The sequence below is a fragment of the Campylobacter sp. RM9333 genome (assembly GCF_020137705.1).
Taxonomy (GTDB): Bacteria; Campylobacterota; Campylobacteria; order Campylobacterales; family Campylobacteraceae; genus Campylobacter_E.
Genome location: NZ_JACGAY010000033.1, coordinates 1 through 11,843, shown reverse-complemented (window position 1 = coordinate 11,843; position 11,843 = coordinate 1). Strand labels below are relative to the sequence as shown.

The window sequence follows — 11,843 nt, the reverse complement described above, 5'->3', positions numbered from 1 at the left end:
TAGTGGGGGTTTGATAAAAAAGGGCTTAAAGCCCTTTATTTTAAAATGTATATCTAATAGTTGAGTTTATTTCATAATCATTTGTAAGTTTTGTGCCAAAGCTTCTTTCAACACTTAAATTCAATCTTAAATTATCGCTAAATGTATATGCTGTGCCAACGCTTACAAATCCTCTATCGCTAGCTCCTAATTTGCTTTTTACCTTAGCATTTACTCCTTTTATAATATCGCCAATTAAAAGGTCTGCTTCTTTAGTTTGAGTATCAATTACTGCCCCAACACCAGCTCTAAATGTAAAATCATTTACGCTATAACCTGCAAATATTTGTGGTTTAAATATTAATGGAGAGTGAGCATCTACATTTATTTTAAATTTATTAAAGATTTTTAAGCTTGATTCATATTTGCCGATATATCCAGTGATTATCTCAAGGCTTGGTTCAAGATAAAAATTATTATTTACATTAAATCTATATCCACCCTCTGCACTAACTAAGAATGAATTTTGAGATTTAACATCAACAAATTTACTATCATAACTACTTCTTATATATTTTAATACCAAATCAGCAAAATATCCATCATTGTGAATATAACTTAAATACGCTCCTACGCTAGTGTCTTTTGCTCTTACACCTGCATTGATTTTATCATAGCCAAATAGCACACCAGCAAGAATATCAGCATTATTTAAGCTAGTTTTTTTATCTGCACCAATTTGGGTTGAATAGTAATTGAAATTATTGTTACCATTGCTAAAACGACCACCATAAATTCTAAACCAAGTCCCAATATCCGCATTTAAACCACGCACTTCACCTAAACGCTTATTCATATTATTGATTTGAACATTTAAAGTGCTTAGAGCTTCTGCTGTTATATCGTCTTTTTTCTCATCTAAAATTGTTGTAGCTATTTGATTTGCTAAGGTTTGTGCTTGTGCTTTTACTTCAGGAGCTGCATTGCTTAAATCTCCATTGTGTGAAGCTGCTAAAGTGATTAATGCGTTAGCGTGAGTTTGAGTATTAGCCGTATAAATACCACTTGACATTAATTGGTCTTTAACTTTTTTACCTTCTTCTGTATTGTTTGTAATATTTGCTTCAATACTTTCTAATTCTTTTTTTAAGTTTTCTAAATCTTTATTAGCTGTATTTAATCCATTTATAGCTTCATTTAAATTTATATTTGCTAAATCAAGCTCAGCTAGAGCATCTGCTTGTGCTTTATTAGCATTAGCTACAGCCAACTTAGCATCTTCGTAATCTTTAACTGCTTGTTCTAAATTACTTTTAGCTATCATTTTTTCTGCTGTTTTTGTTTCTAAATCTTTTTGAATGTTTGCTAATTCTAATTTTTTATTATCATATAATGATTTATCATTCAATTGTTTTTGTTCTGTTGAATATTTTTGATTTTCTAATTCTTTTGCTTTAAGTCTTGCATTTGATAGTTCTTTGTCTGCTAAATCTCCAGCTATTAATATATCTTTATTTTGTTCGTCTAAATCAGTAATTGCTTTTTGTGCTGCACTCAACTCAACTTCTTTTTGTTGTAACTGTGTTTGAAGAAGCTGTTTTTCTTCTTCACTTGCTTGTTGAATTTTTTCTTGCAACGCTAAATGTTCTTTTCCTATTTCATCTTCTTTTTTTACTAATTCATTTTTTTGCTTATTTACTTCCAAAACTTTTGCATGTGCTTCATCACGTTTTTTCTCTATAGTAGCCACTTCTTGTTTTGCAGTTTTTAACTGTTCATCTAATTTAGGTAATTCTATTTCATATGATTTAATTTTTATTTCTAAATCACTCATTGTGCTTGTTAAAATTGTATTTTTATCACTTAAATCATCGACAGTGCCAGTTAAACCTTGTAATTCCACATTAATTTTGTTTTTCAATGATTCTTTATTAGATTCTTCTAGTTTTAATTCTTTTACCTTACTTACAGTAGTGTCATAAGCTTTTTGCTTTATATCTTTTGTATCTTTTGCAGAAGTTAAAATTTTATTGGCATTATCTATTAGAGTATTTTGCTCTTCAATCTTGCTTTCTAACTCTGTTTTTTGACTTAAAAAAGTTTCTAAACTATTACTTAAACTATTTTCTACTGCATATACATTTGTCCCTAGTAGTGCCACTGCACAAACCGATGAAAATAATACTTTTTTCATAATTTCTCCTTATTATAAATTCCATCTAAATATAATATTTTTTTGTAAATTTTATTAGATTATTAGGAAAAAATTATTATAGAATAATAAAATTTATTATTTATTAATTTTAATGATAATATTTTTTGAAGAAAACTCACATTTTAAATCATCAACAACATAAGTTAAATCATCAATTATTTGAGTAAAACCATTTTGAGTTTTTGAGTAATTTTTCTTAGAAAATATATTTTTACATAAAATTATATCTTTTAACAAATCATCATAATACCATTTGCCAAAGAATTTTTCATTAAAGCTTTTTTTGGTATAGCATTCGTTGTTAAAACATATTTTTTCATTGATTTTAAAAGTATTTATGTATTTTCCAAGTGTATATAAATCAAGACTTAAATCACCTTTATTATCCTTTAAAAAACCTTGTCCTTTAAATTTAATAATATCACTTTTAATAGTTAGATTTATAGTTGTAGTTGGAATTTGCTTAGCACAAGAGCTAAAGAATAGGGCTAAAATTAGCCCTAAGTAAATCTTATTTACCATTTAAAAAATCTCTTAAATTATTCACCATCATTGCTACTAGTCTTGTAACACACTCACAAGCAGTCCAAGCTATGTGCGGGGTGATTATTAGATTTTGCTTTTTACTTATGTTTAATAAAGGATTATCAGCACTCATTGGCTCAACTTCTACAACATCAAGCCCAACGCGGATATTTTTACTATCAATTGCTTTTGCGAGTGCTACTTCATCAATTATCCCGCCACGCCCAAGATTTAGCAAATACGCATTATCTTTCATCATTGTTAGTTCTTTTTCGCTGATTAATTTATATGATTTGTCGTTAAGTGGAGCGTGAATGCTTATAATATCGCTATTTTTTAGCAATTCTTCTAAGCTAACTTTTTTAAAATCAGCATTGTTATTATTACCACTAAGACTTGTATAAATCACATTAGCACCAAACATTTGTGCTATTTTTGCAACTTCTTTTCCAATAGCTCCAAGTCCTATAATTCCCCAAGTTTTGCCTTCTATTGTGTAAATTCTTCTTGAATAATCGCAAAATAGTTCGCTCTTAGCCCAATTGCCTTTTTTTGTGTAGTCATTATAATAAAGAGTTTCGTTCATTAATGATAAAAGTAGAGCATAAGTATGTTGAGCCACACTTTTTGTGCTATAACCTGCTACATTTTTAACTACGATATTAAATTCTTTTGCTGCAACCAAATCAACCGTATTCATACCCGTTGCACTAATTAAAATTAGTTTTAAATCAGGGCAAGCTTGCATAACTTCACGGCTCATTTTGATTTTATTAATCACTGCTACTTCGCATTTTTCTAATCTTTTTACTACTTCATTAGGCGATGATTTTTCATATAATACAACTTCGCCAAATTCTTTAAATGCGTCAATGTTTTCTCCACCTAAGGTGTTTGCGTCTAAAAATACAATTTTCATTCTTTCTCCTTTTTATAAATTAAAGCATTTTTTATCTCATCAAGATTTGTTATAAAACCACGATTAATTAGATTAATAACATCGCTAGATGCAAAGACTAAACTAGCTATTTTGTCAATATGTTTTAAAAACTCATCTTCTTTTATAAAATCACTTATTTTAGTAGGTAAATTGATTTCTTTGTAAAACTTAAGCAATTTTTCATATTCATCATATTTTTTCTCAATTAGTAATTGGACTAAAATACCAAATGCTACTAATTCTCCGTGCAAGAAGTTTTTTTCTATTTCTTTAATATAACTTATCGCATAGCAAGTTGCGTGAGCAAAAGCCCCATTATATTCAATATTAATTGAGCGTGAAACATAGCCAGTATTTACTATTATTGACATTACGACATTTTTAAAACTCAAATCATCATTTAAAGATTTTGCATATTCATAGTTTAAATCTACGCACAAATTACTACAAATTTTGCCAAAAGAATTTGAGTAATTTACGCCTATATTATTAGCTTTTGCATATTTTAATTGCAAATCAAATTCGTAAAATTTCGCCATCGTATCGCCAATACCTGCTATTAAATACCTTTTAGGAGCGTTTTTAATAGTTTCTAAATCTATAAAACATTTAAAAGGTGGTTCTTTAAAAAGCGCTAATTCTTTAAACTTTTCATCTTCATAAATAACAGATAGAGCAGATACAGCAGCACAAGTTGCAGCGATTGTTGGTATAGTAATTATTTTTAGATTAAAAGCATTTGCTATGTATTTTGAAGTATCTAAAACCTTACCACCACCAATTGCTAAGACTAAATCAAATTCTAAGCCTTTGCATTCATTTATAATTTTATTAATATCATTAAACGAGCATTCTTTAGTATGCGTTAGATGATAATTGCCACTAATTGCGTATTCTAATTTATCTTTAAATTTCGCAAATGCCGTAACTCCAGCAATAACTAAAATATTTTTATAATTTTGTAATTCTTGTTTTAAATTCTTTTTAATATCAAAATCAACTACAAATGAAGTAAGACTTAGAATTTCTTGCATATTTTTCCTTTATTTAATAATGTGTCCTACGAATTGTGCGTAATTATCTATAATAGTTCCACCTTTTCTAAATCCAAGTCCGCACGCTTCGTAGGCAAAAAATACCCCAGCTTGATAGAACTCGCCATTATATTCGTTAAGTTCTGCAAATTCTTGATAAATAAATCCGTTATTTTCATAATCTCCATTATTTTTTGTAATTATTTCGCCATTTTTGTCCAAAATCGTAACATTTGCACCTTCACGACCAAAAAACGGCTTTTTAACTTGTTTAGCGTTTTCAAGTGGTAAAAAGCTAGTTTTTAATAAATATTTATGATTTGGATAAAGCTGCCATAAAATCTCTAAAATAGCCTTGCTTTGAAATAATAATGTATAAGCAGGATTTAGGATAATTGCTTTTTGGTTTTTGATTATTTTTGTTAGTAAATGTGCTAATTCGCTTTCTTCAATAGCTATTATTTCCCAAGGAATTAGCATAAAGCAAAACTCATAATTCTCATCAGCTAAAAACACTCCATCTTCGCTAAATTCAACATCTTCAACATAAGCAAACTCGCATTCATATCCAGCATCTTTTGCCATTTGCATAAGCAATCTTGTAGTTAGCTCTTCTTCAGTATTTTTTACACTTGTAAAAAGTATTTTCCAGCCTTCATATACTTCATCAAAATTACTTACATCTTCATCTAAAGTTGATAAGCGTTTAAAATTATCAACGATTGCTTCGTAAGTGTGATTAAATTGATTGCTTTCATCTAAGTTATTTAGTCTTAATTGCTCAAATTGTAAAATCGCCGTTTCAAAAAGTGCCGTTGGAGTATTTGCATTAAACTCAAGCAATTTAATAGGTAAATTATCAAGCCCACCAGCTAAATCAAAACGCCCATATAAATGCCAATGAACTTCATTTTCCCAAGATAATTTCACAACTTCGTGTAAATTAAAAGGAATGCCAAGTTTATCTAAAAGATTATTATCAATTACATAAGAACCTGCATTTATAAACATATCATATAGCTCATTACAAGCGTTATAATAATTATTTGCTTCATCTTCGCTAATTATTATTAATTTATCATCTACATATGATTTTTTATCTTCATTTGTATGCCAAGTAAAACCCATATTTTCTAGCTTTTCAGTGCTTAGTTTTTGAATATTTAAAAATTTCATTTTTCTCCTTTTAATAAAAGCTGATTTTAACAAACATTGATAAAGCTTTTATGATTAATTTTTTTTTGATATTATGAAATGTATTTCGTGGGTGGACGGACACCCTTAAAAGCAGAGTTTTACTCTGCTTATCAAATCTTCATTAAAATCATTTATCAAATCATCTAAAAATCTTTCTAAATTAACTGGGTCTATACTGATATAATAATTTTGATTTAATTTGTAGCTTATGTTAGAAATTTTATTGTTTCTAAGTTTTAATAAATTTTCAAAATGACTCGCGCGATTTCTAAGAATTAAAAATAATTTTAGCAAAGCTCTATTTTTATCAATTAGTGATATTTTTGTCTTTTTGTTATTAAGAAAATAATATTTTTTATTATTCTTATCAAATCTTTTTAAGTCTAAATCTGAAAATATATACTTCTCAATTTTTTCATCTTCAATAATCTTAATTATCGTTCCTAGCGTAAGATTGCTTAATAATTCATCTTTTGTAGGCGTTCTTTTTTTGCTTTTACATAATTTATTTATTTGTTCTTTTATACTTTCATTTTCGTAATCTAAAAGCCAATCATCATTATTAAACTTTTTTGCCAAAATATCATTTAAATAATTTCTTAAAGTTATTTCTAAAATGCCTATTTTTGGGGATAATTTTGAAATTAATTTAAGATTTTTAAAATGCTCGTCTAAGTCTTTATAACTTTGTAATCTTGTATTTGATAAGCACTTTATTAAATCTAATCTAAAATTATTTTTTACACTATCCACAAAATCCCCTTATTTTCGGTATTAAAAAAACATTTTAATATAAAAAAATAAAATTGGAACACCTTTTGCTAAAACTTGCTTAGAGAATTTAATTACAAGGATATAAAAATGATGAGATCACTTTGGTCTGGAGTATCAGGTCTTCAGGCACACCAAATAGCAATGGACGTAGAAGGTAATAACATAGCAAACGTTAATACAACAGGCTTTAAGCACTCTCGTGCAAATTTTAGCGACTTGATGAATCAAACAAGCAAAGTTGCAACAGCTCCACAAGGAGAGCTAGGTGGTAAAAACCCTATGCAAGTTGGACTTGGAACTCAAATTAACTCAATTACTAAGATTTTTGCTCAAGGAAGTATCCAAACAACAAAGAAAAACACAGACTTAGCTATCCAAGGCGATGGATTTTTCGTAGTAAGCCCTGATGGTGGTAAAACTTATAAATATACAAGAAACGGGGACTTCGTTCGTGATGCTTATGGTAACTTCGTTGATAATAATGGTTATATAGCACAAGGTTGGTTAAGAGATGAAGTTACAGGCGAAGTTGATACTACTTCTCCAATTAGAAATATAGTAATAAAACCAGGTCTTACAACCCCTGCAAATCCTACAACATTAGTTAGTTTAAAAGCAAACCTAAATTCAGGTAATAGCATAGGCGATAAAAAAACTCCAATCTATCAGCTAGATAGCAACCACGAATGGACTAATATAAACGGCGATGGTATTAAGGTTGATGCGGGTGTTCATAAAGAAAACGATGTTTCACAAAATAGCTTTATTACAAATAAAAATGGTGAATTACGCTTAAATGAGCGTGGCGTTGATATGGGAGTATTATTCAATGCTAGTGGAGAAAGTCTTGGGCTTAGAAAAGGTCAAGGAATTTGGGTTAGTTATGCAGAAGCTAGAACTGGGCAATTAACATTGGGTGCTAATAATAATCAAATTGATAACAATGGTAAATTTGCTGCTGCTGCTACATTAAATATAGAAATTAATGGCACTCAAATAGCTGCTAGTGTTTCAACTGTAGCTGATATAGCAACTGCTATTAATGGAGTAAGTGGTAAAACAGGTGTAAGAGCTGATATAGTAAATGGAAATAGACTTATTTTAGTAAATGATAATAAGCAAGGCACAACAGCGGCTATGAAGAATATAATTCTAAAAGCAGGAAATGGTGGTCAAGCTGATAACACCGGTTTATTAGCAAATGGAAATGTATTAGACCATAATGATGGTAATGGTGCTAGTATTAAAGTAATTACTGCTTATCAATATACTTATGATCCAAACCCAACTAATACAGCACATTCACTAAATGCTAATATGGAAAGAACATTTAATACCACAGAAGATTTAAGAGAAGCTATGCAAAAAGATGCAAGGCTTTATGTAAATTACGATGGAAGACAAGTAACTGATGCTGATTGGGGCACAAATGGGACTAAAAATGATGGAGTTGAAATCATAGTAGATGCTAAAGGACAATTCGTTATCAAAAATCCTAAAGGAGACGCATTTAATGCTGATGATGGTGATGTATTTGATATGAGCACAGAAGCAATCAACGAAAGAGCTAGAATTAAATATAATAATCAACCAGGACATGGTTTAAACGCATGGGATCAATTAACAGCACAAGAACAAGCTACATTTATAGAGCAAAACCCTGATGTAAAAACTCCGGCAAATGCAAACAACAATGAAGATGACTTCAATATGTTCTTAAGCATTAGCAATCTAACAAATCCGGCAAATAATGTTAATGAAAACGATAAGTTTATGAAAACTATGCAAGGTATGCAAGGAGCACTTACAAGTGGAGATGGAATTCGCCAAACTCAAGGGCTTTATATGAGCGCACATAGTTCAAGTATTGATATATTTGACTCACTTGGGACAAAACACTCAATCAAATATGACTTTACAAAAATCGGCTACACAGATGATGGTGGCACAGAGTGGGGAATAGTAATTCAAGTTCCAGAGCCTTGTGAAATCAACATTAGTGGCGAAGGTCCAAAAAATGTCCTAACAGGAACAATTAGATTTAATAGCGATGGTTCATTACAAGGATTTAGCCCAAGTTCAGTAAGCTTTACAGCAAACAACGGCTCAACTCCTAATCAAAACATAGATTTTTATTTCGGTAATCCAAATGATTTTGATGGAATTACAAGTTATGATAGAGAGAGCAATACAAGTGGTATTTCTCAAGATGGTTTTAGTGGTGGGGACTTAAACGGAATTAGAATTGATGAAAGCGGAACAATCATCGGAAGCTTTACAAATGGTAGAAGCTTTGGTCTAGCACAAATTGCGATGGCGACATTTACAAATAACGAAGGTTTAGAAGCTGAAGGCGGCAATGTTTTCACTCAAACATCAAACTCAGGTGAGCCAGTAATCGGAGCTGCTACAACAGGTGGTCGTGGTAAAATCCAAGCAAGTAGCCTTGAAATGTCTAACGTTGATTTAAGCACATCTTTAACAAACTTAATCGTAATTCAAAGGGGTTATCAAGCAAACTCTAAGACAATTACTACAAGCGATCAAATGCTTAACACACTTTTACAATTAAAACAATAATTCTTAGGATTTAAGCTTAGCCTTAAATCCTATTAAAATTTCAAAATTTTCATTATAATAATTAAAATTTATAAAGGATTTTTATGCTTTTTATTTATTATAAAGACAATTTAAATGTATTAAAACGCACTATTAATATCAATGAAGAAATACCTGAAAATACTTTATGGGTAGATTTGTTTAATTTTAACCTAGATGAGATTGCTTATATAGAAAATAATTTTAATATTAAAATTCCAAACGATGATGAAAAATACAACATAGAAGAAAGTGCGAGATATTGGGAAGAGCAAGATACTATTACTATTAATAATGTGTTTTTAAATAAAGACGCTCTAAATCAAACAACCACTACAAAAGATACGATTACATTTTTACTAAATAAAAAAGTATTATTTACAATCCGTGCTAGAGAAATTCCGACCTTTGCTTCTGTAGAAAACATAATTCTAGCAAATCCAACTCATTATAAAAGTGGCTATGAGATATTAAGCGAGATTTTTGATATGAGAGTGGATAAAGATGGAGATGTGCTAGAGTGGATTGATAAGGTTTCAAGATTGCTAAAAACCGAGATTTTAGAGCAAAAAAATGCTCTTGATTATGATTTTTACCTTGCTAAGATTTCAAATCTTCAAGATTTAAATATGCAGATTAGGTATTCGTTATTTGAGAAGAAAAAGACCTTATCATCACTTATTAAAAGCGATAAAATAGGCGTTCATATTAAAGAGAATTTAGACATAATTTTAAAAGATTTAAATTCTTTAATAGATTTTAGCCTTTCGCAACTTGGGATTTTAGATAATATACAGACGATTTTAACTAGCAAAATTGACATAGAACAAAACAAAATCATAAAGCTTTTTACCGTTGTTACCGTTGCTATGATGCCGCCTACTTTAATAGGGACAATTTATGGAATGAACTTTGAGAATATGCCTGAATTAAAATTCCAATATGGGTATTTTATAACCTTGAGCCTAATGATAATCTCTACAATAATACCTATTATATTTTTTAAGAAAAAACGCTGGTTATAAGGGTGGATTTAAAACAATCATAAATATTTTTTATGCTAGTTTTTTGATTTTGCTTAGTTTTTATAAAAAAGGTGCTAAAGGATAGCACCTTAAAATAATTACAATAAAAATATATCGCTAAAATCTAATTTATGTTTAAATTATTTATTTTGCTGTGATTTGCAATGCTAATGCAAGTTGGAATTAATATATTTTTATCTTTTATACACTAGCACTAAAATCAATTTTGATATGATAATCTCTACAATATTTTAAATCACTTGCAATGCGTAGTTTTTATAAATCAGCTCTTAGACTTCATCATTTGCAAGGCGTTTAATAATATCTAGCGTTAGATTTTTATCTTCTTTACTTGGTTTTTTAAAATCAGTTTTAATGCCTTTTGGTTTTAATGCTTAGTATTTACTCATAGATTTTTAATCTTGGCTCTAAAATCTTTAAAACTTTGTGTCTTCAACTATCACTCTTATGAGCTTTTTCTAACTCTTTAACTTATTTTAACGCTTTTAAAAATACGGATTATTATTTGTTGTAATTGTTACATTCATATTTGTTACTTTTGCAATCGTTAGTATTATTAAGCGTTAAGAAAAATGCCTTAATCTAAATCTCTTAGTCTAATTTTATTATTGATTATATTTATTTATAAAATTTATCAATATTTCTCTTAGCTCATCTTTTAAAATACTTCCATCGGCTACATGCACGACTATATCTTCCATAACTATAGCAAATTTCTCATTATATTTATCATCTAAATCCAAAAAATGCATAGCTAAAAATATTGAAGTTCTTTTATTACCATCAGTAAAAGGATGAAATTTTATACACGAAAACATTAAATGAGTAATTTTATCGGCTAAAGTTGGATAATAATTATCGTTTTTTATGTGTTCTAATGCACTTTCTAGGTAGCCTAATTGAGTATTATTAAAACCACTCAATCCGCCTGTTTTTTCAATGATTTTTTCGTGAATAATTATGGCTTCTTCTAATTTGATATATCTCATTTGTCTTTTAATCTTTTAAATACTGATAAAATCTCTGGTTTGTCTAACTCTTTTTCCATTTTTGCCATAGTTTGACTGACTAATCGTCTTTCTTCTTGGTATTCTTGTGTTTTTAAATTTTTATCTATATATGGATTTTTCACAGCGTTATCAAAATTAAATTCTTTCATCTTAGCTCCTTTGTAATCGTTATCTTATACTAAATATGTTTAATTTATCAAGTTTTAAAGAATTTAAATTAGGAAATTGATTTTTAAATTTAAAAAAGGGAGCGAGTGCTCCCCTTAGGATTATTACAATAACCTTAGTAATTTTTACTATTGTAATAACCTTAGTCGTTTTTTAAGATAGCTAATGCTATCTTAAAAACTTCAATTATTATTGTAATAATTTAGTCGTTTTTAAGGCGACAAGCACCTTAAAAACTCCATTCATTATTACTACAATAATCTTTAATGCGTTTTTAAAGGTGCTTTGCACCTTTAAAACTATTGTAATAATCTCATTACGTTTTGTTGAACAGCGTTAGCTTGGCTCATTGCATAA

Annotated in this window: 10 protein-coding genes; 2 read left to right on the top strand and 8 right to left on the bottom strand. The window is 29.0% G+C overall.

Translation table 11 applies throughout. The annotated features are described in order from the left end of the window. Positions 1-40: 40 nt before the first annotated feature. The 6 genes from AVBRAN9333_RS09120 to AVBRAN9333_RS09095 all read right to left on the bottom strand — a co-directional run bounded on the left by AVBRAN9333_RS09120 (position 41) and on the right by AVBRAN9333_RS09095 (position 6,643). Positions 41-2,173, bottom strand: a complete 2,133-nt coding sequence (locus tag AVBRAN9333_RS09120; protein WP_336609879.1) for an autotransporter outer membrane beta-barrel domain-containing protein — start codon at positions 2,171-2,173, stop codon at positions 41-43. 96 nt (positions 2,174-2,269) lie between these two features. Next, a complete protein-coding gene (locus tag AVBRAN9333_RS09115; protein ID WP_336609061.1) occupies positions 2,270-2,716 on the bottom strand; it encodes a hypothetical protein in 447 nt (148 codons plus the stop codon). Next, positions 2,706-3,638: a D-2-hydroxyacid dehydrogenase gene (locus tag AVBRAN9333_RS09110; RefSeq protein ID WP_214118912.1), complete on the bottom strand. Its 933-nt coding sequence runs from the start codon at positions 3,636-3,638 to the stop codon at positions 2,706-2,708. The genes AVBRAN9333_RS09115 and AVBRAN9333_RS09110 overlap by 11 nt, the downstream gene beginning before the upstream one ends. Continuing rightward, positions 3,635-4,693 (bottom strand): iron-containing alcohol dehydrogenase, encoded by a 1,059-nt coding sequence (locus AVBRAN9333_RS09105; RefSeq protein ID WP_214120403.1) that lies wholly within the window; start codon positions 4,691-4,693, stop codon positions 3,635-3,637. The genes AVBRAN9333_RS09110 and AVBRAN9333_RS09105 overlap by 4 nt, the downstream gene beginning before the upstream one ends. Before the next feature lie 9 nt (positions 4,694-4,702). Then, positions 4,703-5,869: a glutathionylspermidine synthase family protein gene (locus AVBRAN9333_RS09100; protein WP_214120402.1), complete on the bottom strand. Its 1,167-nt coding sequence runs from the start codon at positions 5,867-5,869 to the stop codon at positions 4,703-4,705. A gap of 105 nt (positions 5,870-5,974) precedes the next feature. Next, positions 5,975-6,643: a hypothetical protein gene (locus tag AVBRAN9333_RS09095; RefSeq protein WP_336609878.1), complete on the bottom strand. Its 669-nt coding sequence runs from the start codon at positions 6,641-6,643 to the stop codon at positions 5,975-5,977. Between the two features lie 108 nt (positions 6,644-6,751). Between AVBRAN9333_RS09095 and flgE the strand changes: the two genes are divergently transcribed. Continuing rightward, positions 6,752-9,244, top strand: a complete 2,493-nt coding sequence (gene flgE / locus AVBRAN9333_RS09090; RefSeq protein WP_336609877.1) for a flagellar hook protein FlgE — start codon at positions 6,752-6,754, stop codon at positions 9,242-9,244. Positions 9,245-9,327: 83 nt separating this feature from the next. After that, entirely contained in the window at positions 9,328-10,287 is a 960-nt protein-coding gene (corA, locus tag AVBRAN9333_RS09085) for a magnesium/cobalt transporter CorA (RefSeq protein ID WP_239803124.1), read from the top strand. 626 nt (positions 10,288-10,913) lie between these two features. On the opposite strand, the gene AVBRAN9333_RS09080 is transcribed toward corA, so the two are convergent. Then, a complete protein-coding gene (locus tag AVBRAN9333_RS09080; RefSeq protein ID WP_336608246.1) occupies positions 10,914-11,297 on the bottom strand; it encodes a type II toxin-antitoxin system death-on-curing family toxin in 384 nt (127 codons plus the stop codon). Continuing rightward, entirely contained in the window at positions 11,294-11,467 is a 174-nt protein-coding gene (locus AVBRAN9333_RS09075; protein ID WP_214120408.1) for a hypothetical protein, read from the bottom strand. Before AVBRAN9333_RS09075 ends, AVBRAN9333_RS09080 begins: the two co-directional genes overlap by 4 nt. Positions 11,468-11,843 lie beyond the last annotated feature (376 nt).